This is a genomic window from Streptomyces blastmyceticus (genome assembly GCF_039521185.1).
Classification (GTDB): Bacteria; Actinomycetota; Actinomycetes; order Streptomycetales; family Streptomycetaceae; genus Streptomyces; species Streptomyces blastmyceticus.
Genome location: NZ_BAAABW010000020.1, coordinates 17,750 through 39,012 on the forward strand (window position 1 = coordinate 17,750; position 21,263 = coordinate 39,012).

Genomic DNA, 21,263 nt, shown 5'->3' on the forward strand with positions numbered 1-21,263 from the left:
CCTCCTGCGGCGGGGGCGGCCTGCGGCCGCGTCCTCAATCGCCGGACGGGCTGGATTTGCGCACCCTGGGGATTGGGGGGCTTGCCCCCAGTTTCGGGAAAAAGACCTAGCCCACGTGGCGGCGTGCGCGTAGGGCCAGGTTCAGGGAGAGTGCCGTCTGCGGGTCCTCCAGGTCCGTGCCCAGGAGGCGTGCGATGCGGGCCAGGCGGTCGTAGAGCGTCTGGCGGTTGAGGTGGAGCTCGCGCGCCGTCTCCGCCTTGCGGCCCGCGTGGGCGAGGTACGTCTCCAGCGTCGGCAGCAGCGCCGGGCGTGACGTGCGGTCGTGGGCGATCAGCGGGCCGATCACCCGGTCGACGAACGCCGCCAGATCGCCCTGGGAGCGCAGCCGCCACAGCAGCACGTCCACGTCCAGCTGCCGGACGTCGTGCCAGGTCCGGTCCGGCAGGCCGCGGGCCGCGGTCGCCGCCTCCGCGGCGTGCCGCAGGGCCGCCCCCACCGCCTCCCACCCGGTCGGCGCGCCCGCCACGACCACGGGCAGCCGCAGGCCCGCCCGCTCCGCCCCGGCCCGCAGCGCCGCGGCCACCCGGTCCGCGACGGCGGGGCGTTCCGCGTCGTCCCGCAGCCCCACCAGCAGCGGTATCCGGCCCTCCGGCAGCCGTACGCCAAGCAGCACCGGCGCGCCCACCGCGGCCAGCTCCTCCTGCACCGCGCACACCAGCGCGGCCCAGCTGTCGGGCGGCACCAGGTCGCTGGAGAGCCGCAGCACCATCGGCAGCAGCGGGCCGGGGCCCGGCCGGAAGCCCAGCACCCGGGCCTGGGCCGGGGCGTCCGCCGGGTCGACGCGGCCGTCGGCGAGGCCGGAGAGGAAGTCGCCGCGGCCGCGCGCCGCCAGCTCCTCCTCCTGCCGGGCCTGGAGCAGGACGACGGCCAGCAGCCCGGCCGTACGGTCAGCGGCGATGCGGTGCACGGGCGCCAGCGGCGCGTTCACCGGCAGTACGGTCAGCTGGGCCCGCACCGCGCCGGGCCCGGGGCCCTGGCCGGGGATGTCGGTGGTCAGCGCGCCCGCGAGCCCTGCGTCCCGCAGCCCTTCCCACACCTGGAGCGGATCGGCGGCGCCCGCCCGGCCCGCGGGCCCCGCCGCGTACAGCAGCCGCCCGTCCGGCGTCTGGAGGAAGGCGGGGTTGCCGGTGAAGCCCGCGAACAGCCGCAGCACCTCGGGCACCCCGCCGCCGCCCAGCAGCACCTCCGTGCACTGCCGGTGGACCTCCTCGGCGCGCCGCAGCAGGGCGTAGTGCTCGTTGACCAGCTCGGTGTGGATCTCCTCGGTCACCGCGACGAACGGCACCTCCCGGTGCAGCTGGACCAGCGGCAGCCCGTACGAGCGGGCCGTGTCCACGACCGCCGCGGGCAGCGTCGCGAACCGCGCGCCCAGCTCCACCACCAGCGCCGCGATGTCCCGCTCGGCCAGCCCCCGGACGAAGCCGCGCTGTTCCGCGGGCCGGCTGCCCAGGCCGAGACCGGTCGTCAGCAGCAGCTCGCCGCCCTTGAGGAGGGTGGCGATGTGCGGGGCCTCGCCCGCGTGCACCCAGCGCACCGGGCGGTCGAGCCGGTCGCCCGCGGCCAGCACCTCGGGCAGGCCCTTGCGCAGGGCGGGCAGGTCCAGCGCCCGCGCCACGGTGATCGTCCCTTGCGGGCCTTGCGGTTCCATGACCGGGAACGCTACTCGGCCCACCCCCGCGCGGACCACCGTCACCGGCCGCGGGCGGACCCCGTACGGGCCGGTGCCGGGGCGCGCGGGCCGCCCCTACGCTGTCGCGCATGACCGCAGCCCCCGAGTCCGCGTCGGACTCCGCCGACATACCCGGCATATCCGAGGCGGCCGACCCTGTCGCCGTCCAGCGGCACACCGTCAGGGTCCTGATGTCGGCGCAGGTCGCCGCCGGGGTCGGGATCGGCTCGATGATCTCCTCCGGGGGGATCCTGATCGAGCACCTCACCGGCTCCGAGGCCGTCGCGGGCCTCGGCACCACCCTGACGACCCTCGGCGCCGCCCTGCTGTCCGTGCCCCTGGCCACACTCTCCCGGGCCCGCGGGCGCCGTGCCGGGCTCGGCACCGGCTGGCTGGTCGCCGCCGCCGGGGCGCTGACCGTGCTGCTGGCGGCGGGCGCGGACCTGCCGCCCCTGGTGCTGCTCGGGATGCTGCTCATCGGCGCCGGCACCGCGTCCAACCTCCAGTCCCGCTACGCGGCCACCGACCTCGCCGCGCCGCGCTCCCGGGCCCGCGCGCTGTCGCTGGTCGTCTGGTCCACCACCGTCGGCAGCGTCCTCGGCCCCAACCTCAGCGGTCCCGGCGCCGCGCTCGCCCGCGTGCTGGGGGTGCCCGACGCGGCGGGCCCCTTCGTCTTCTCCCTCGTGGCCTTCTGCACGGGCGCGGCGATCGTCCACCTGCGGCTGCGCCCCGACCCCCTGCTGCTGGCCGCCCGGAACGCCGCGGAGACCTCCGGGGACGCCGTCGCACGGGCCCGTTTCCGTACCCGAATGAGCGGAGCCCTGCGTCATGTGTCGGCTTCACCCTCGGCGCTGACCGGGCTGACGGCGCTGGTCCTCGGGCATGCCGTGATGGTGTCCGTGATGACGATGACGCCCATCCACCTGGCGCACCACGGCGCCTCGCTGAGCGTCGTGGGCTTCACCGTCAGCCTGCACATCGCCGGGATGTACGGGCTGTCACCGCTGGTGGGACGGCTGACGGACCGGATCGGCCGGGTGCCGGTGATCCTGCTCGGGCAGGTGGTCTACGTCGCCGCGACCCTGCTCGCGGGCACCGCGGGCAGCCGCCGGTGGGCGGTCACGGCCGGGCTGCTGCTCCTGGGCATCGGCTGGTCCTGTGCGACCGTCGCCGGGTCCACGCTGCTCAGCGAGTCCGTGGACGCCGGGCACCGGGCGGAGGTCCAGGGGCTCTCCGACACCCTGATGAACCTCGTCGGCGCGGCGGGCGGGGCGCTCTCCGGCGGGCTGGTGGCCGCCGCGGGCTACGGCGGCCTCAACGCCGCCGCAGCCGTGCTGGTCCTCCCCGTCAGCGCCGCCGCGCTGTACTTCGCCCTCCGGAAACCGGAGCGGCACTAACCCCCGAAGGCGCTGGACGCGGTGAGCCGCAGCGCCGTGTCGATCAGCGGCACGTGGCTGAACGCCTGCGGGAAGTTGCCGACCTGCCGCTGGAGGCGCGGGTCCCACTCCTCCGCGAGCAGCCCCAGGTCGTTGCGGAGCGAGAGCAGCTTTTCGAACAGCTGCCGTGCCTCGTCGACCCGGCCGATCATCGCGAGGTCGTCGGCGAGCCAGAACGAGCAGGCCAGGAACGCCCCTTCGTCGCCCTCCAGCCCGTCCACGCCGCACTCGTCCCCGGCCGTGGGGTAGCGCAGGACGAAGCCGTCCGGGGTGGACAGCTCCCGCTGGATCGCCTCGATGGTGCCGATGACGCGCTTGTCGTCGGGCGGCAGGAAGCCCATCTGCGGGATCAGCAGCAGGGAGGCGTCCAGCTCCTTCGACCCGTAGGACTGGGTGAAGGTGTTGCGCTCCTTGTCGTACCCCTTCTCGCAGACGTCCCGGTGGATGTCCTCGCGCAGCTCGCGCCACCGCTCCAGCGGGCCGTCCACGTCACCGGCCTCGATGAGCTTGATGGTGCGGTCCACCGCCACCCAGGCCATCACCTTGGAGTGCACGAAGTGCCGGCGCGGGCCGCGCACCTCCCAGATGCCCTCGTCCGGCTCGTTCCAGTGGTCCTCGAGATAGCCGATCAGCCGCAGCTGGAGCAGGCTCGCGTAGTCGTTGCGCGCGAGGCCCGTCATGTGCGCGAGGTGCAGCGCCTCGGTGACCTCGCCGTAGACGTCGAGCTGGAGCTGGTCGGCCGCGCCGTTGCCGATCCGTACGGGCCGGGAGTTCTCGTAGCCCGGCAGCCAGGACAGCTCGGCCTCGCCCAGCTCGCGCTCGCCGGCGATGCCGTACATGATCTGCAGGTTCTCGGGGTCGCCCGCGACCGCGCGCAGCAGCCACTCGCGCCAGGCGCGGGCCTCCTCGCGGTAGCCGGTGCGCAGCAGCGAGGAGAGGGTGATCGCCGCGTCCCGCAGCCAGGTGAAGCGGTAGTCCCAGTTCCGGGAGCCGCCGATGTCCTCGGGCAGCGAGGTGGTCGGCGCCGCGACGATGCCGCCGGTCGGCGCGTAGGTGAGCGCCTTGAGCGTGATCAGCGAGCGGACGACGGCGTCCCGGTAGGGGCCGTGGTACGTACAGTGCTCGACCCACTCCCGCCAGAACTCCTCCGTGGCCACCAGCGACCCCTCCGGGTCGGGCAGCGCCGGGGCGTCGTGGTGCGAGGGCTGCCAGCTGATGGTCAGCGCGACCCGCTCGCCGGGGGCGACGGTGAAGTCGGAGTACGTCGTGAGGTCCTTGCCGAAAGTGTCGGCGGTGGTGTCCAGCCACACCGAGTCGGGCCCGGCCACGGCCACCGTGCGGTCGCCGACCTTGTGCACCCACGGCACGACGCGGCCGTAGGAGAAGCGCATCCGCAGCGCCGAGCGCATCGGCACCCGGCCGCTGACGCCCTCCACGATCCTGATCAGCTGCGGTGCCCCGTCGCGCGGGGGCATGAAGTCGATCACCCGCACGGTGCCGCGCGGGGTGTCCCACTCGGATTCGAGCACGAGGGAGTCCCCCCGGTACCGGCGGCGGTCGGCCCGCGGCGGCGCCGCCCCCGAGGGGTGCGCCGGGCCGACCCGCCAGAAGCCGTGTTCCTCCGTGCCGAGCAGGCCGGCGAACACGGCGTGCGAGTCGAAGCGCGGGAGGCACAGCCAGTCGGCCGTGCCGTCCCGGCAGACCAGGGCGGCGGTCTGCATGTCACCGATGAGTGCGTAATCCTCGATACGCCCGGCCACGTCATCTCCAGTCGAACGGCCACGTGACCCCGAAGGGTCCTCTTGCGGTCAAGCGATCTTTAGACGAGCTCTTGTTCCGGAGAGAGGCGTGGGTGGTGCCGTGCCGGCCGGCTCGCTGCATGTGTCCGTGCAGGATACGACGCGGAGTTGGTGTGACGCGCGACGGTCGGGGGACGAATCTGAGCCGAACGGGTGGCCTGGGACAGCGGTGCCGGAGCGGGCCCGGGAGCGGGTGCGGGAGCGCTCCGGGAAGGCACTCGGAGCGGCCCCGGGGAGGGGGTCCACGCGTCACCGGACGCGTACGGGCCGGGGCGCTGATACCCTGGTACCCCGTGGACCGGTGGGCGCAAGACCCCCCAACCGCAGCGACGGCACCCCCGAATCAAACCGGGTGATCGCCGATACGCACCTCACCTCGCGACCACGGGAGCCCCCCTTTGGCCATTGCCGCAAAGCCCACGACGACCAAGCACCTCTTCGTCACGGGGGGTGTCGCCTCCTCGCTCGGCAAGGGTCTGACCGCCTCCAGCCTGGGCGCGCTGCTCAAGGCGCGGGGGCTGCGGGTCACGATGCAGAAGCTCGACCCGTACCTCAACGTCGACCCGGGCACGATGAACCCGTTCCAGCACGGTGAGGTCTTCGTCACCAACGACGGAGCCGAGACCGACCTGGACATCGGCCACTACGAGCGCTTCCTCGACGTGGACCTCGACGGGTCCGCCAACGTCACCACCGGCCAGGTCTACTCCACCGTGATCGCCAAGGAGCGGCGCGGCGAGTACCTGGGCGACACCGTGCAGGTCATCCCGCACATCACCAACGAGATCAAGCACCGCATCCGGCGCATGGCGACCGACGACGTCGACGTCGTCATCACCGAGGTCGGCGGCACCGTCGGCGACATCGAGTCGCTGCCGTTCCTGGAGACGGTCCGTCAGGTCCGCCACGAGGTCGGCCGCGACAACGTCTTCGTCGTGCACATCTCGCTGCTGCCCTACATCGGCCCCTCCGGCGAGCTGAAGACCAAGCCGACCCAGCACTCCGTCGCCGCCCTGCGCAACATCGGCATCCAGCCCGACGCGATCGTGCTGCGCGCCGACCGCGAGGTGCCGGCCGCGATCAAGCGCAAGATCTCGCTGATGTGCGACGTCGACGAGGCCGCCGTGGTCGCCGCGATCGACGCCCCGTCGATCTACGACATCCCCAAGGTGCTGCACACCGAGGGCCTGGACGCCTATGTCGTCCGCAAGCTGGACCTGCCCTTCCGCGACGTGAACTGGACCCAGTGGGAGGACCTGCTGGACCGCGTCCACAACCCCTCGCACGAGGTCACCGTCGCGCTGGTGGGCAAGTACATCGACCTGCCCGACGCCTACCTCTCGGTCACCGAGGCGATCCGCGCCGGCGGCTTCGCCAACCGTGCCAAGGTCAAGGTCAAGTGGGTCGCCTCCGACGACTGCAAGACCCCGGCCGGCGCGCAGAAGCAGCTCGGCGACGTCGACGCGATCTGCATCCCGGGCGGCTTCGGCGACCGCGGTGTGAACGGCAAGGTCGGCGCGATCACCTACGCCCGCGAGAACAAGATCCCGCTGCTGGGCCTGTGCCTGGGCCTGCAGTGCGTGGTCATCGAGGCCGCGCGCAACCTCGCGGGCATCGAGGGCGCGAACTCCACCGAGTTCGACCCGGCCACCGCCAACCCGGTGATCTCCACCATGGCCGAGCAGCTGGACATCGTCGCCGGCGAGGGCGACATGGGCGGCACCATGCGACTGGGCATGTACCCGGCGAAGCTCGCCGAGGGCTCCATCGTCCGCGAGGTCTACGCGGACGAGCCCTACGTCGAGGAGCGCCACCGCCACCGCTACGAGGTCAACAACTCCTACCGCGGTGAGCTGGAGAAGGCCGGCCTGGTCTTCTCGGGCACGTCCCCCGACAACAAGCTCGTCGAGTACGTCGAGTACCCGCGCGACGTGCACCCCTACCTGGTCGCCACCCAGGCGCACCCGGAGCTGCGCTCCCGCCCGACCCGCCCGCACCCGCTCTTCGCGGGCCTGGTGAAGGCGGCCGTCGAGCGCAAGCAGGGCTGACCTATACGGTTGCCGGGGTGAGGGGCCTGCCGGGCCCCCACCCCGGTTTTCTGTTTTCTGGAGGACGTAGCAATGGGCATCAAGGACACCCCCGAGGAGTGGCAGGTCACCGCGACCGCGACCCCCTTCGTCGGCAACAAGACCAGCGTGCGCACGGACGAGGTCGTCATGCCGGACGGTTCCACCGTCAAGCGCGACTACCAGGTGCACCCCGGCTCGGTCGCCGTCCTCGCCCTCGACGAGCAGGGCCGGGTCCTGGTCCTCAAGCAGTACCGCCATCCCGTGCGGCAGAAGCTGTGGGAGATCCCCGCCGGTCTGCTCGACGTTCCCGGCGAGAACCCGCTGCACGCCGCCCAGCGCGAGCTGTTCGAGGAGGCGCACGTCAAGGCCGAGGACTGGCGGGTCCTCACCGACATCTACACCACCCCCGGCGGCTGCGACGAGGCCATCCGGATCTTCCTGGCCCAGGGCCTCTCGGAGGCGGAGGGCGAGCGCTTCGCGGTCTCCGAGGAGGAGGCGGACATGGAGTTCGCGCGCGTGCCGCTGGCGGAGCTGGTGCGGGGCGCCCTGGCGGGCGAGCTGCACAACAACTGTCTGGTGGTCGGCGTCATGGCCCTCTCCGCCGCGCTGGCGTCCGACGGCCTCACCGCGCTGCGCCCCGCCGACGCGCCGTGGCCCGCCCGCCCGTTCGAGGCGTAGCGGGCGGCGGCGGGACGGTTCCGACCATCCGGAGAACCGAATAGGTGATCTTCACAGGGCGGGCCTCGCCTGTTCGGGACCCCACCGGAGCGTGAACTAGGCTCGGGGCGTGCAGGGAAGAGAGTGGGCCCCGTGACGCAGCGGCAGCGAACCGTCTTCGTCGGGCGCCGCCGCGAGCTGGAGGAGCTGCGGGCCGACATCGACCGCACCGGGCTCGACACCCTCGCGGGCCGCAAGTCGCCCCGCAGCAGGGTCCTCCTCATCGCCGGCCGCCCCGGCTCCGGCCGTACGGCACTCGCCGAGGAACTCGCCCGCAGACTGGCAGGCGACTACCCCGACGGCGTGCTGCGCGCCCGCCTCACGGGCGCGGACGGCGAGCCCGTGCCCACCGAGCGCACCGCCCGCGCCCTGCTCACCGCCGTCGGCGCGCCCGTGCCCGCCGGCGCGGAGGAGGACGAGCTGACGGCGGCGCTGCGCAGCGCGCTCAACGGCCGCAAGGCCCTGCTGCTCCTCGACGACGCGGCGGGCGCCGAGCAGGTCGACCCGCTGCTGCCGGACGAGTCCGACTGCCTGGTCGTGGCCGTCTCCCGGGGTCCGCTGACCGGCGTGCCCGACGTACGGCCCTGCACGCTGGGCGGCCTGGACAAGGCGGCCGCGATCGAGCTGCTGGAACGGTACGCCGGGCCGACCCGGATCACCTGCGACCCGGTGGCCGCGAGCGCCGTCGTGGAGGAGTGCGGCGCCCAGCCCGCGGCGCTCGTCCTGATCGGCGGCTGGCTGGCGGCCGACTCCAAGGTCTCCGTCGCCGACGTCGCGACCCGGCTTCGCCAGCTGCCGCCCGCCGAGGGCTACGACAGCGCGGGCCGCACGGTGGCGCGCGCCTTCTGGCTCGCCTACGAGGCGCTGCCGGCGTCCGCCGCCCGGATACTGCGCCTGCTGGCGCTGGCCCCGGCCGGTCCGGCCGACGCGCACACCACCTCCGCGCTGGCGGGCTGTTCGGTGGCCGCCGCGCAGACCGCGCTTGAGGACTTCGCCGCCCGCGGCATGCTGCGGCCCGAGCCCTCGGTGGGGCACCTGCCGGAGCAGTACGGGGTGCCGGGCTGCCTGGCGCCGTTGCTGCGGTCGCTGCTGGAGTCCCAGGAGCGGCCCGCGGAGGTCGAGTTGGCGCGGGCCCGGATGCTGGAGCGGACGGTGCGTCAGCTGCACTCCTGCCGGGCGACCACCGAGACGGGCGACCCGCTGACCCGCAAGCGGCTCGCCGAGCTGCCGCGGCCGCTGCGCTTCGCCTCGCCGCGGGCCGCCGAGGAGTGGCTGCGCGGCCGGCTGCCCGCGCTGCTCGCGGCGGCCCGGCTCGCGGTCGAGGACGGCCGCCTCGACACGCTCGCCCGGCGGCTGGTCTCCGCGCTGACGCGGGCGCTGACGGCCCATCTGGGCGCCGAGGAGGCGGGCCCGGAGCTGTACGGGCTGCACCAGCTCGTCCTGGACGTGGCGCAGCGCTGCGAGATGCCGCTGGAGAAGGCGGCGGCCCTGCTCAACCTCGGTGACCTGGACGCCCGCGCCGGGCGCACCCGCGCCGCGCTGGGCCGCTACCGCGAGGCGCTGGACGCGGCGCGGGACGCCTCCGACCCGTACGCCATCAGCCGGTCGCTGGAGTCGATCGCCGCCGCGCAGCAGGAGCTGGGTGACTGGCAGCGCGCCGCGGACTGGTACCGGCGGGCGCTGGAGCTGCGGCTGACGCGCGGTGAACTGGCCGACGAGGCGCGGCTGTACGGGCGGCTGGGCGCCGTCCACACCTACGCCGGCCAGTGGGGCGAGGCGCTGCGCGACTGGCGCGCCGCGGCGGCCGCCCACCGCAGGCTGCGCGATCTGCCGGGGCACGCCCGGGCGCTGAGCGAGATCGCCCGGGTGCAGGAGTACGCGGGCCGCCCGCAGGACGCGCTGCGCACGTGCCGGGAGGCGGTGGAGTGCGCGCGGCAGGCGGGCGACGTACGGCTGCAGGCTGCGGTGCGGCTGCGGCTGGCGGACACCCTGGAGCGGCTCGGCGACCCGGCCGCCGCAGGGGTGCACCGGGAGGAGGCCGGCCGGCTGCTGGCGGCCGGTCCCGCTCCCGTGCCCGAGGCGGGCGGCGGTGCGATATCCGCGGCCGGGTCCCCGGTCGCGGCCGGTGGTGCGGACCCGGCAGGCCCTCCCGTGGGCCCCGCCGCCCCGGCTGCTGGGCGCGAGTCACCATCAACCGAGGGTTACCTACGAAATCAGTAGTTGATCGCCAGAAGATTGGTGCTTTGCAAGGCTAGACAGGGTGGGATCCTTCATTAGACTGGTTGGGCCGCGATCGACGCGGTCTGCTCTGGTGTGCCCCGGCATTTCCGGATTAGCCTGTCATTCTCTGATTCAAGGACCGTGATCGACGTGAAGGTCGGCATCCCCCGCGAGGTCAAGAACAACGAGTTCCGCGTGGCCATCACGCCCGCCGGCGTGCATGAGCTCGTGCGCAACGGCCACCAGGTCTACGTGGAGCAGGGCGCCGGTGTCGGCTCCTCCATCACGGACGCCGAGTACACGGCCGCAGGCGCCGACATCCTGGAGACCGCCGACGAGGTCTGGGAGACCGCCGACCTCCTGCTGAAGGTCAAGGAGCCGATCGCCGAGGAGTACCACCGCCTCCGCAAGGGCCAGACGCTCTTCACCTACCTGCACCTCGCTGCCTCCCGCGAGTGCACCGACGCGCTGCTGCAGTCCGGCACCACCGCCATCGCGTACGAGACCGTCGAGACCGCGAACCGCGCCCTGCCGCTGCTCGCCCCGATGTCCGAGGTCGCGGGCCGGCTGGCCCCGCAGGTCGGCGCCTACCACCTGATGCGCGCGGCCGGCGGCCGCGGCGTGCTGCCGGGCGGCGTCCCGGGCGTCGCCGCGGGCAAGGCCGTCGTCATCGGCGGCGGCGTCTCCGGCTGGAACGCCGCGCAGATCGCCGTCGGCATGGGCTTCCACGTCACCCTGCTCGACCGCGACATCAACAAGCTCCGCGAGGCCGACAAGATCTTCGGCACCAAGGTGCAGACGATCGTCTCCAACGCCTTCGAGCTGGAGAAGGCCGTCGTCGAGGCCGACCTCGTCATCGGCGCCGTCCTCATCCCGGGCGCCAAGGCCCCGAAGCTGGTCACCAACGAGCTCGTCGCCAAGATGAAGCCCGGAAGTGTACTTGTCGACATTGCGATCGACCAGGGCGGCTGCTTCGAGGACTCCCGTCCGACCACCCACGCGGAGCCGACCTTCGAGGTCCACGACTCGGTGTTCTACTGCGTCGCGAACATGCCCGGCGCGGTCCCGCACACCTCGACCTACGCGCTGACCAACGCCACGCTGCCCTACATCGTGGAGCTGGCCAACCGCGGCTGGCAGGACGCGCTGCGCCGCGACGCCGCGCTCGCCAAGGGCCTCAACACCCACGAGGGACAGGTCGTTTACGGCCCCGTCGCCGAGGCGCACGGGCTGCCGCACCTCGAACTGAGCGACCTGCTCGGCTGAGTCGTCAACACGACACGCCAAGAACGCGCACCCGGCCGGGCCTTGCTCCACAAGGCCCGGCCGGGCCGTTTCCGGGCCGTTCCGGGGCCCCGCGAAACTTCCGGGCAGTGGGTCGCACACCCTTGACAGAAGGGTGTTCGATTGCCGACACATCGTGCCGTCTCCGGCGGATTGTGTTGCTGCGGACCGCCGACACGCCATAGAGTCGCCAACCGTCGGCATGGTGCAACGCTGACCTATCTAGATGTTTCCTGGTCACCAAGGAGGTAGGACGACTTGTGAATGAGTCGACATTTGCTCCCGGGGGTGGTCACCCAGGAACGTCTGCGCAGGGCCAGAGTCCCGTGGGACTCGAAGCTGTCGGCTCCGTCGCTGTCCACACCTTCGCGGCACACCAGAACATCCAGAGCACACCGACAGCCCACCAGAGCATGGACGGCCATCACGTGAACGCCATGGCCGGCGACCGCGGCGGAGCGGATTCCGCCCGGCTCGCCGACTACGAGGACGTGCCCGAGGGGCACTTCTACGACCCTGACGCGGAGTACGAGCCCGACCCCGAGTACGCGGCCACCCTCGCGCCCGACGCTGCCCGGCAGCGCCGCGAGCGCATCGGCCCCACCGGGCGTCCCCTGCCGTACTTCCCCATCCCCGGTCCGCTGACCGACCACGGCCCCGCGAAGATCATCGCGATGTGCAACCAGAAGGGCGGGGTCGGCAAGACCACCTCGACCATCAACCTGGGCGCGGCACTCGCGGAGTACGGACGCCGGGTGCTGCTCGTCGACTTCGACCCGCAGGGCGCGCTCTCGGTCGGCCTCGGCGTCAACCCGATGGAGCTCGACCTGACGGTCTACAACCTGCTCATGGAGCGGGGCATGTCGGCCGACGAGGTGCTCCTGAAGACGGCCGTGCCCAACATGGACCTGTTGCCCAGCAACATCGACCTGTCCGCGGCCGAGGTCCAGCTCGTCAGCGAGGTCGCGCGCGAGTCGACGCTCCAGCGCGCCCTGAAGCCGCTGCTCGCCGACTACGACTACATCGTCATCGACTGCCAGCCCTCGCTCGGCCTGCTGACCGTCAACGCCCTGACGGCGGCTCACAAGGTGATCGTGCCGCTGGAGTGCGAGTTCTTCGCGCTGCGCGGCGTGGCCCTGCTCACCGAGACGATCGAGAAGGTCCAGGAGCGGCTCAACCCCGAGCTGGAGCTCGACGGCATCCTCGCCACGATGTACGACTCGCGGACGGTGCACAGCCGCGAGGTCCTGGCCCGCGTGGTCGAGGCCTTCGACGACCACGTCTACCACACGGTCATCGGCCGGACGGTCCGCTTCCCCGAGACCACGGTCGCGGGCGAGCCGATCACCACGTACGCGTCCAACTCCGTGGGTGCCGCCGCCTACCGACAGCTCGCCAGGGAGGTGCTCGCCCGGTGTCACGCCGAGTGAGTCTGCCCGGCGCCGACGAACTGTTCCGCACCACCGGGGGGACCGGACTCCAGTCCTCCTCCCCCCGCCGGCAGGCGAACGGCGACGCGGCGCCACGGGTCCCCGGCCCGGCCGCCGAGCCCGAGTCCACGGAGAGCGGCGCCGGCGAGGGCCGTACCGAGCACGGCGGGCGGGGCTCGGCGGGCACCGACCGGGAGGCCGCGGGCGAGCGGCGCACCCCCGCGCAGGCCCCCGACCGCACCCGCGGCGAGCCCGTCGCCCCCGCCCAGGGCCGCCGCCGCGGCCGCGCCGCCAACCGCAGACCCAGCGGCCGTGAGCGCCACGACGAGAAGATCACCGTCTATGTCTCCGCCGAGGAGCTCATGGACCTCGAACACGCCCGGCTGGTGCTGCGCGGCGAGCACGGCCTGGCCGTCGACCGCGGCCGGATCGTCCGCGAGGCCGTCGCCGTCGTCCTCGCCGACCTGGAGTCGCGGGGCGACGCGAGCATCCTCGTGCGCCGCCTGCGCGGCCGCTGAGCGCGTTCGCCGATAGCCTGCCGGTCCGGAAGTGCGGGACCGCCCCCGGCGGCCCGTGGCGGCCCCCACAGGCCCGTGCAGGTGTGTACGAGCCCGTGGGGCGGCCCCCGCACCACCGTGGCCCCGCCCCGGACCGGCCCCCGTACCGCCCCGCGACCCTGGACGACCGAAGCACATGCCCACCCCGCCCGCCCCCGCCCCGCAGGCCCGCCGTGCCCTCGGCCACGGGCCCGGCGCGCGGCCGCCCGCCGGGGGCGGTGGCGGTGACGCGGCGCCCGCCGCAGGGGAGCGGGAGGGCGACGGCCGCTTCACCGTGCGGCTCGACAACTTCGAGGGGCCGTTCGATCTGCTGCTCCAGCTGATCACCAAGCACAAGCTGGACGTCACCGAGGTCGCCCTGTCCAAGGTCACCGACGAGTTCATGGCGCACATCCGCGCCATGGGCCCGGACTGGGACCTCGACCAGACCACCGAGTTCCTGGTCGTGGCCGCGACCCTGCTCGACCTGAAGACGGCCCGGCTGCTGCCCGCCGCCGAGGTCGAGGACGAGGCCGACCTCGCCCTGCTGGAGGCCAGGGACCTGCTCTTCGCCCGGCTCCTGCAGTACCGCGCGTTCAAGAAGATCGCCGACATCTTCGGCGAGCGGCTGGCGGCCGAGGAGCGCCGCCACCCCCGTACGGTCGGCCTGGAACCGCACCACGCCGAGCTGCTGCCCGAGGTCGTCCTCGGCATCGGCGCGCGCGGGCTCGCCGAGCTCGCCGTCAAGGCGATGCGGCCCCGGGCCGAGCCGCAGGTCCACACCGAACACATCCACGCGCCGCTGGTCAGCGTCCAGGAGCAGGCCGAGGTCGTCGTGGCCCGGCTGCGGTCGGCAGGGCGGGCGAGCTTCGGACAGCTCACCGAGGACGCCCCCGACACCCTGACGGTCGTGGCCCGCTTCCTGGCCCTGCTGGAGCTCTACCGCGAGCGCGCCGTCGCCCTCGACCAGGACGAGGCCCTGGGCGCGCTCATGGTCAGCTGGACCGGCGCGGACGGCGACGGCCCGCCGCGGGTGACCGACGAGTTCGACCGCGAACCCGACCGTGAGACGACGGCCGACGAGGCCGGGGAGGCCACAGCGTGACCCACGACAACGCCACCGAGGAGGCGGCCCCCGCCGGGCTGCGGGACGTGGCCGGGCTCGCGCTCAGGCCCGCCCTGGAGGCCGTCCTCATGGTCGTCGACGAACCGGTGGCCGAGGAGTACCTCGCCCGCGTCCTGGAGCGCGGCCGCCGCGAGGTGGCGGACGCGCTGCGCGAGCTGGCCGACGAGTACGCGGCCCAGGGGCGCGGCTTCGAGCTGCGGAACGTGGCCGGGGGCTGGCGCTTCGCCACCCGGGCCGAGTACGCCGACGCCGTCGAGAGCTTCGTCCTGGACGGCCGCCAGGCCCGGCTGACCCAGGCCGCGCTGGAGACCCTGGCCGTTGTCGCGTACCGTCAGCCGGTCAGCCGTTCGCGGGTCTCCGCCGTACGGGGGGTCAACTGCGACGGCGTCATGCGCACCCTCCTCCAGCGCGGTCTGGTGGAGGAGACGGGGACGGAACCCGAAACAGGTGCGATCCTGTACAGGACGACGAACTACTTTCTGGAGCGCATGGGCCTGAGGGGCCTGGACGAGCTCCCGGAGCTCGCGCCCTTCCTCCCCGAGGCGGAGGCGATCGAGGGCGACACTCAGGAAGGTGTGCCGTCGTTCGATCCGGACGCACCGGACACCGACGCAGACGACAAGACGGAACTTTGATGCGAAGCAGCGGCAGGAACAGCGGAAGCGGCAACCGGGACGACCGGGGCGCCCGAGGAGGGTCCCCCCGGCCGGCGTCCGGGGGCGGCCGCTCCGGCGGCGCGCGCTCGGGCGGCGGACGCTCCGAGGGCGGTCGCTTCGACAGCGGCCGCTCCGGCGGTGGACGCCCGGGCGGCGGACGTCCCGAGGGCGGCCGCTCCGGCGGCGGGCGCCCGGACGGCGGTCGCTTCGACGGCGGCCGCCGCGACGACCGGCGGGACGAGCGCCGCGACGACCGGCGTGATGACCGTCGTGACGACCGGCCGCAGGAGCGCCCGCGCCGGCCGCGCCCCGAGGAGCGCCGCTACGACGTGGGTCCCGACGCCGAGCGCACCCGCAGCGGCGCCAACAGCGGCCGCACCAGTGGCCCCACCAGCGGTCGCGGCGCGGCCGCCCGCGGTGGCGCCAAGGGCGGCCCCCGCAAGAGCTCCACGGCCGGTGCCGGCGGGCGCAGCAGCGGGCCCGCCCGTGGCCACGGCTACGCCCCGGCCCGCCCGCGCGAGCTCGACGCGAAGATCGAGGAGCGCAACCGGGAGCGGCACAACAAGCCCCAGGTGAAGACCCCCAAGACCTTCCCCGGCGCCGAGCAGGAGGGCGAGCGCCTCCAGAAGGTGCTGGCCCGGGCCGGCATGGGCTCGCGCCGCGCGTGCGAGGAGCTCATCGAGCAGTCCCGCGTCGAGGTCAACGGCCAGATCGTCATCGAGCAGGGCCTGCGCGTCGACCCCGAGAAGGACGAGATCAAGGTCGACGGCCTGACCGTCGCCACCCAGTCGTACCTCTTCTTCGCGCTGAACAAGCCGGCCGGCGTCGTCTCCACCATGGAGGACCCCGACGGCCGCCAGTGCCTGGGCGACTACGTCACCAACCGCGAGACCCGGCTCTTCCACGTCGGCCGTCTCGACACGGAGACCGAGGGCATCATCCTGCTCACCAACCACGGTGAGCTGGCCCACCGCCTCACGCACCCGCGCTACGGCGTCCAGAAGACCTACCTCGCGGCCATCACGGGCCCGCTGCCGCGCGACATCGGCAAGCAGCTCAAGAGCGGCATCGAGCTGGAGGACGGCTGGGCCCGCGCGGACAACTTCCGCGTGATCCAGCAGACCGGCAAGAACTACCTGGTCGAGGTCACCCTCCACGAGGGCCGCAAGCACATCGTCCGGCGGATGCTGGCCGAGGCGGGCTTCCCGGTGGAGAAGCTGGTCCGCACGTCCTTCGGGCCGATCGCGCTGGGCGACCAGAAGTCGGGCTGGCTGCGCCGCCTGACGAACACCGAGGTCGGCATGCTGATGCGCGAGGTCGAGCTCTAGGCAACCCACCGGGGTCCCGCCCCGGACCCCGCTCATCAAACGCCGGACGGGCTGAATATTCAGCCCGTCCGAGCGTTTTTCGGGCCGGAGCCCTCAGGACCAGACCGTCAGGCCCGTCGCCCGGCCGGCCTCGTCGCGCTGGATCTCCATCATTCCCTCCACCGCCTCCCGGTTGATGCGGCCGAAGACGTGCGGGAAGAGCGTCCCGTCCGCGACCCCGGGCGGCGGCGCGGGGGCCGCCGCCTCCCAGCGCACCATCACGTCCAGCTTGTGCTCGTCGATCAGCAGCACCATCAGCGGACCCGGCACCTCGCGATAGAACGCGGAGGCCACCGCGAGCGTCGTCTCCTCGTCGGGGGAACAGTGCACGAAACCCTCGTCGGAGAGGGAGGCGGGGGAGTAGGGGCGGTCGGGCACGGCCAGCCAGTCGTCCAGGGGCACCACGTGGTAGATCATGTACATGGTTGTACCGGACGCGGGCCCGCCAGTCCCGGAGGGCGACCGTCACAACCGGCCCGAACACGCGTCGGCCCGGCTGGCTAGGCTGGGTCCGCCAGCACGGCGGCCCGGTCCGCGGCCGCACCGCCCGTGCGGGCCGACCCTGCCCCCGTACGTCGTCACGCCACGTCCGCCCCGGCGCCGCGGCCGCCCCTCGCAAGGACACCGCCAGTGAGAACCGCCCTCGTCATCGGTACCGGACTGATCGGCACCTCGGTCGCGCTCGCGCTGCAGAGCCGCGGGGTCCAGGTCCACCTCTCGGACCACGACCCCGACCGGGCCCGCACGGCCGCGGCCATCGGCGCGGGCACGGACGAGGAGCCCGACGGCCGCGTCGACCTCGCCGTCGTCGCCGTGCCGCCCGCGCACGTCGCCGCGACCCTCGCCGAGGCCATCCGCGGCGGCCGCGCCCGCGGCTACCTCGACGTCGCCAGTGTCAAGGGCGGCCCCCGCCGCGACCTGGAGGCGCTGGGCTGCGACCTCACCGGCTACCTCGGCACGCACCCCATGGCGGGCCGCGAGCGCTCCGGCCCCCTCGCGGGCACCGCCGACCTCTTCGAGGGCCGCCCCTGGGTGCTCACCCCCACCCGCGAGACCGACACCGAGGTCCTCAACCTCGCGCTCGAACTCGTCTCGCTGTGCCGCGCCGTCCCCGTCGTCATGGACGCCGATGCCCACGACCGGGCCGTCGCCCTCGTCTCGCACACCCCGCAGCTGGTCTCCAGCATGGTCGCGGCCCGCCTCCGGGACGCCGACGAGACCGCCGTGCGCCTGTGCGGCCAGGGCATCCGCGACGTGACCCGCATCGCCGCGTCCAACCCCGAGATGTGGCTGGACATCCTCTCCGCCAACCCCGGCCCCGTCGCCGAGATCCTCTCCGCCGTCGCCGCCGACCTCGACGAGACCGTGCGCGCCCTGCGCGCCCTGGACTCCGGGGACAAGGACGACCGGGAGGGCGGCGCGGCCGGCATCGAGGACGTCCTGCGCCGCGGCAACGCGGGCCGCAGCCGGGTGCCGGGCAAGCACGGCGCGGCCCCCACGGCCTATGAGACGGTGGCCGTCCTGATCGGCGACCAGCCGGGCGAGCTCGCCCGCATCTTCGCCGACGCGGGCCGCGCGGGCGTCAACATCGAGGACGTCCGCATCGAGCACGCCACCGGCCAGCAGGCGGGCCTGATCCAGCTGATGGTCGAGCCGCGCGCCGTGCCCGGGCTGGTCGAGGCCCTGACGGACCGCGGCTGGTCGATCCGGCAGTAGGCCCGGCGAGAGTACGGGCGGTGAGCCAGTAACCTTGTCTGAGGCTGTATAGGACCGAAACCGTCCGTGCTGCCGAAACGTAAACCCCCGTGCACGAGGAAGGTGTCTGACACCGTGAACAACGTCGGCAATGCCGTAACCGCCGCCCGGATCGCACCGGCAGCAGTCGTCGTCGGCATCGACGGTCCTTCCGGCACGGGCAAGTCCAGCACCTCCAAGGCCGTGGCCGCGAAGCTCGGGCTGCGCTATCTGGACACCGGCGCCCAGTACCGGGCGATCACCTGGTGGATGCTGAGCAACGGCATCGACGTGAACGACGCCGCGGCCGTGGCCGACGCCGCGGGCAAGCCGGAGATCGTCTCCGGCACCGACCCGTCCGCGCCGGCCATCACGGTCGACGGGGCCGACGCCGCCGCGCCCATCCGCACCCAGGAGGTCACCTCCGCGGTCAGCGCCGTCAGCGCCGTCCCCGAGGTCCGCACCCGGCTGACCGAGCTCCAGCGGGCCATCGCCGCCGAGGCGCCGCACGGCATCGTCGTCGAGGGCCGGGACATCGGCACCACCGTGCTGCCCGACGCCGACCTCAAGATCTTCCTGACCGCGTCGGCCGAGGCCCGCGCGGCCCGCCGCAGCGGCGAGCTCAAGGGCAAGGAGGCCACCGACCTGGCCGCCACCCAGGCCGCCCTGGTCAAGCGGGACGCCGCCGACTCCGGCCGCAAGACCTCCCCGCTGGCCAAGGCGGACGACGCGGTCGAGGTGGACACCACCGACCTGACGCTGGACCAGGTCATCGAGTGCGTGGTCACCCTCGTCGAGGAGCGCCGGAGTGGGACCGAGAGTGCGTGAAGCGGGCGGCGTGAGCCCTTCCGCCTCCGGCGCCGCCGTCGGCCGGCGGATCGGCATCGGCCTCATGTACGGGCTGTGGAAGCCCCGTGTGCTGGGCGCCTGGCGGGTGCCCGCCGCGGGGCCCGTCATCATGGCGGTCAACCACTCCCACAACGTCGACGGCCCGATGCTGATGGGCACCGCGCCCCGGCCCGTGCACTTCCTGATCAAGAAAGAGGCGTTCGTCGGACCGCTGGACCCGTTCCTGCGCGGGATCGGCCAGCTGAAGGTGGACCGCTCGGGCCCCGACCGCACCGCGATCACCGGTGCGCTGGAGATCCTGGAGCACGGCGGCGTCCTGGGGATCTTCCCCGAGGGCACCCGCGGCGAGGGCGACTTCGCGTCGCTGCGCGCCGGGCTCGCCTACTTCGCCGTACGCTCCGGGGCACCGATCGTGCCGGTCGCGGTGCTCGGCAGCGCCGAGCGCCGAAGCCGCGCGATACGGGCCCTGCCGCCGCTGCGCAGCCGCGTCGACGTCGTCTTCGGCGACCCCTTCGAGGCGGGGGACGGCAGCGGACGGCGCACGCGCACGGCGCTGGACCAGGCGACCGTACGCATCCAGGAGCGCCTCGCCGCGCACCTGGCCGACGCCAGGCGGCTCACCGGCCGCCACGGCGTCATTCCGGGGGAGACCCCCCGGACCCCGCGAGACTTTGAGTAGTGGACCGCGCACCAGCGGCCCACCGATGACGAAGAACGAGGAACGGACTTCATGAACGACCAGATCCACTCCGGCGACGAGCACGGTGAGCTTGGCGACGCCGAGTTTGCGGAGTTCATGGAGCTCGCGGCACAGGAGGGCTTCGACGCCTCGGAGATCGAGGGCGCCCTGGAGGAGGCGGGCCACGGCCCGCTGCCCCGGCTCGCCGTCGTCGGCCGTCCCAACGTCGGCAAGTCGACCTTGGTGAACCGCATCATCGGCCGCCGCGAGGCCGTCGTCCAGGACAAGCCGGGCGTCACCCGCGACCGCGTCACCTACGAGGCCGAATGGGCCGGCCGCCGCTTCAAGGTCGTCGACACCGGCGGCTGGGAGCAGGACGTACTCGGCCTGGACGCGTCCGTGGCCGCGCAGGCCGAGTACGCCATCGAGGCCTCCGACGCCGTCGTCTTCGTCGTGGACGCCACCGTCGGCGCCACCGACACCGACGAGGCCGTCGTCAAGCTGCTGCGCCGGGCCGGCAAGCCCGTCGTGCTCTGCGCCAACAAGGTCGACGGCCAGTCCGGCGAGGCCGACGCCGCCGCCCTGTGGTCGCTGGGCCTGGGCGAGCCGCACCCGGTCTCCGCCCTGCACGGCCGTGGCACCGGCGACATGCTCGACGCGGTCCTCGAGGCCCTGCCCGAGGCGCCCGCCCAGACCTTCGGCGGCCCCGGCATCGGCGGTCCCCGCCGCATCGCCCTGATCGGCCGCCCCAACGTCGGCAAGTCCTCGCTGCTGAACAAGGTCGCGGGCGAGGAGCGCGTCGTCGTCAACGAGCTGGCCGGCACCACCCGCGACCCGGTCGACGAGCTGATCGAGCTCGGCGGCGTGACCTGGAAGTTCGTGGACACCGCCGGCATCCGCCGCCGCGTCCACCTCCAGGAGGGCGCGGACTACTACGCCTCGCTGCGCACCGCGGCGGCCGTGGAGAAGGCCGAGGTCGCCGTCATCCTGATCGACTGCAGCGAGTCGATCAGCGTCCAGGACCAGCGGATCATCACGATGGCCGTCGAGGCCGGGCGCGCGATGGTCATCGCGTTCAACAAGTGGGACACGCTGGACGAGGAGCGCCGCTACTACCTCGAGCGCGAGATCGAGACCGAGCTCGGTCAGATCGCGTGGGCGCCCCGCGTGAACGTCTCGGCGCGCACGGGCCGCCACATGGAGAAGCTCGTCCCGGCGATCGAGACGGCCCTCGCAGGCTGGGAGACCCGCATCCCCACCGGCCGGCTGAACGCCTTCCTCGGTGAGATCGTCGCCTCCAACCCGCACCCGGTCCGCGGTGGCAAGCAGCCGCGCATCCTCTTCGGCACGCAGGCGGGTACGAAGCCGCCGCGCTTCGTCCTCTTCGCCTCCGGTTTCCTGGAGGCGGGCTACCGCCGCTTCATCGAGCGCCGCCTCCGCGAGGAGTTCGGCTTCGAGGGGACGCCGATCCACATCTCCGTGCGGGTACGCGAGAAGCGCGGGCGCAACAAGTAGCAAGCAGCAGGTGCGGCGGGGCCCGGGCCCCGGCGGCCGGGCCCGGGGTGACTCGGGTCCGGCTTCAGAAGCCGCGCATGCGGCCGTCGCGTGGCGCGGGCGGCAGCGCGGCGGGCA

General features: G+C 73.5%; 17 protein-coding genes. 14 read left to right on the forward strand and 3 right to left on the reverse strand.

From position 1 onward, the window contains the following. Positions 1-106: 106 nt before the first annotated feature. Positions 107-1,708 (reverse strand): PucR family transcriptional regulator, encoded by a 1,602-nt coding sequence (locus tag ABD269_RS18640; RefSeq protein ID WP_344119193.1) that lies wholly within the window; start codon positions 1,706-1,708, stop codon positions 107-109. Between the two features lie 110 nt (positions 1,709-1,818). Between ABD269_RS18640 and ABD269_RS18645 the strand changes: the two genes are divergently transcribed. Further along, entirely contained in the window at positions 1,819-3,126 is a 1,308-nt protein-coding gene (locus ABD269_RS18645; RefSeq protein ID WP_344119195.1) for an MFS transporter, read from the forward strand. On the opposite strand, the gene ABD269_RS18650 is transcribed toward ABD269_RS18645, so the two are convergent. Continuing rightward, complete coding sequence (locus ABD269_RS18650; protein ID WP_301888433.1) at positions 3,123-4,925, reverse strand: glycoside hydrolase family 15 protein; 1,803 nt, start codon at positions 4,923-4,925, stop codon at positions 3,123-3,125. The two genes, ABD269_RS18645 and ABD269_RS18650, sit on opposite strands and share 4 nt — an antisense overlap. A gap of 437 nt (positions 4,926-5,362) precedes the next feature. On the opposite strand from ABD269_RS18650, the gene pyrG reads away from it, so the two are divergent. The 9 genes from pyrG (at position 5,363) to ABD269_RS18695 (ending at position 16,330) form a co-directional block, all read left to right on the forward strand. After that, positions 5,363-7,012 (forward strand): CTP synthase, encoded by a 1,650-nt coding sequence (pyrG, locus tag ABD269_RS18655; RefSeq protein ID WP_425572919.1) that lies wholly within the window; start codon positions 5,363-5,365, stop codon positions 7,010-7,012. A 72-nt stretch (positions 7,013-7,084) separates the two neighbouring features. Next, positions 7,085-7,711 (forward strand): NUDIX domain-containing protein, encoded by a 627-nt coding sequence (locus ABD269_RS18660; protein ID WP_301888434.1) that lies wholly within the window; start codon positions 7,085-7,087, stop codon positions 7,709-7,711. A gap of 132 nt (positions 7,712-7,843) precedes the next feature. Further along, entirely contained in the window at positions 7,844-9,970 is a 2,127-nt protein-coding gene (locus ABD269_RS18665; RefSeq protein WP_344119198.1) for a tetratricopeptide repeat protein, read from the forward strand. Positions 9,971-10,120: 150 nt separating this feature from the next. Next, complete coding sequence (ald, locus tag ABD269_RS18670; protein ID WP_301894540.1) at positions 10,121-11,236, forward strand: alanine dehydrogenase; 1,116 nt, start codon at positions 10,121-10,123, stop codon at positions 11,234-11,236. Positions 11,237-11,667: 431 nt separating this feature from the next. Continuing rightward, on the forward strand, positions 11,668-12,684 hold the full coding sequence (locus ABD269_RS18675) for a ParA family protein (protein ID WP_425315912.1): 1,017 nt from the start codon (positions 11,668-11,670) through the stop codon (positions 12,682-12,684). Then, positions 12,669-13,202, forward strand: coding sequence for a hypothetical protein (locus tag ABD269_RS18680; RefSeq protein ID WP_301888438.1), 534 nt, complete (start codon positions 12,669-12,671; stop codon positions 13,200-13,202). Before ABD269_RS18675 ends, ABD269_RS18680 begins: the two co-directional genes overlap by 16 nt. Before the next feature lie 175 nt (positions 13,203-13,377). Then, positions 13,378-14,325: a segregation and condensation protein A gene (locus ABD269_RS18685; RefSeq protein WP_301888439.1), complete on the forward strand. Its 948-nt coding sequence runs from the start codon at positions 13,378-13,380 to the stop codon at positions 14,323-14,325. Further along, positions 14,322-14,981, forward strand: a complete 660-nt coding sequence (scpB, locus tag ABD269_RS18690; protein ID WP_301888441.1) for an SMC-Scp complex subunit ScpB — start codon at positions 14,322-14,324, stop codon at positions 14,979-14,981. Before ABD269_RS18685 ends, scpB begins: the two co-directional genes overlap by 4 nt. Continuing rightward, positions 14,981-16,330 carry a pseudouridine synthase gene (locus tag ABD269_RS18695; RefSeq protein WP_344119203.1) on the forward strand — a complete coding sequence of 450 codons (1,350 nt, stop codon included), beginning with the start codon at positions 14,981-14,983 and terminating at the stop codon, positions 16,328-16,330. Before scpB ends, ABD269_RS18695 begins: the two co-directional genes overlap by 1 nt. 93 nt (positions 16,331-16,423) lie before the next feature. Here ABD269_RS18695 and ABD269_RS18700 read toward each other — a convergent pair whose 3' ends face one another. Then, complete coding sequence (locus tag ABD269_RS18700; RefSeq protein ID WP_301888444.1) at positions 16,424-16,786, reverse strand: DUF952 domain-containing protein; 363 nt, start codon at positions 16,784-16,786, stop codon at positions 16,424-16,426. A 213-nt stretch (positions 16,787-16,999) separates the two neighbouring features. Between ABD269_RS18700 and ABD269_RS18705 the strand changes: the two genes are divergently transcribed. The 4 genes from ABD269_RS18705 (at position 17,000) to der (ending at position 21,146) form a co-directional block, all read left to right on the forward strand. Further along, positions 17,000-18,085 (forward strand): prephenate dehydrogenase, encoded by a 1,086-nt coding sequence (locus ABD269_RS18705; RefSeq protein WP_344119205.1) that lies wholly within the window; start codon positions 17,000-17,002, stop codon positions 18,083-18,085. A 102-nt stretch (positions 18,086-18,187) separates the two neighbouring features. Beyond that, the gene (cmk, locus tag ABD269_RS18710; protein ID WP_344119208.1) at positions 18,188-18,931 is read left to right on the forward strand and encodes a (d)CMP kinase; all 744 of its coding nucleotides are present in this window, start codon (positions 18,188-18,190) and stop codon (positions 18,929-18,931) included. Between the two features lie 64 nt (positions 18,932-18,995). Continuing rightward, positions 18,996-19,631 carry a lysophospholipid acyltransferase family protein gene (locus ABD269_RS18715; protein ID WP_425572921.1) on the forward strand — a complete coding sequence of 212 codons (636 nt, stop codon included), beginning with the start codon at positions 18,996-18,998 and terminating at the stop codon, positions 19,629-19,631. 51 nt (positions 19,632-19,682) lie between these two features. Further along, positions 19,683-21,146: a ribosome biogenesis GTPase Der gene (gene der / locus ABD269_RS18720; RefSeq protein WP_116211027.1), complete on the forward strand. Its 1,464-nt coding sequence runs from the start codon at positions 19,683-19,685 to the stop codon at positions 21,144-21,146. Positions 21,147-21,263: the final 117 nt, after the last annotated feature.

Coding starts and splice junctions, on each gene's coding strand:
- ABD269_RS18640 (WP_344119193.1), bottom strand. CDS start 1,708: ATGGAACCGCAAGGCCCGCAAGGGACGATCACCGTGGCGCGGGCGCTG.
- ABD269_RS18645 (WP_344119195.1), top strand. CDS start 1,819: ATGACCGCAGCCCCCGAGTCCGCGTCGGACTCCGCCGACATACCCGGC.
- ABD269_RS18660 (WP_301888434.1), top strand. CDS start 7,085: ATGGGCATCAAGGACACCCCCGAGGAGTGGCAGGTCACCGCGACCGCG.
- ABD269_RS18675 (WP_425315912.1), top strand. CDS start 11,668: ATGGACGGCCATCACGTGAACGCCATGGCCGGCGACCGCGGCGGAGCG.
- ABD269_RS18685 (WP_301888439.1), top strand. CDS start 13,378: ATGCCCACCCCGCCCGCCCCCGCCCCGCAGGCCCGCCGTGCCCTCGGC.
- ABD269_RS18695 (WP_344119203.1), top strand. CDS start 14,981: ATGCGAAGCAGCGGCAGGAACAGCGGAAGCGGCAACCGGGACGACCGG.
- ABD269_RS18700 (WP_301888444.1), bottom strand. CDS start 16,786: ATGATCTACCACGTGGTGCCCCTGGACGACTGGCTGGCCGTGCCCGAC.
- ABD269_RS18715 (WP_425572921.1), top strand. CDS start 18,996: ATGTACGGGCTGTGGAAGCCCCGTGTGCTGGGCGCCTGGCGGGTGCCC.
- der (WP_116211027.1), top strand. CDS start 19,683: ATGAACGACCAGATCCACTCCGGCGACGAGCACGGTGAGCTTGGCGAC.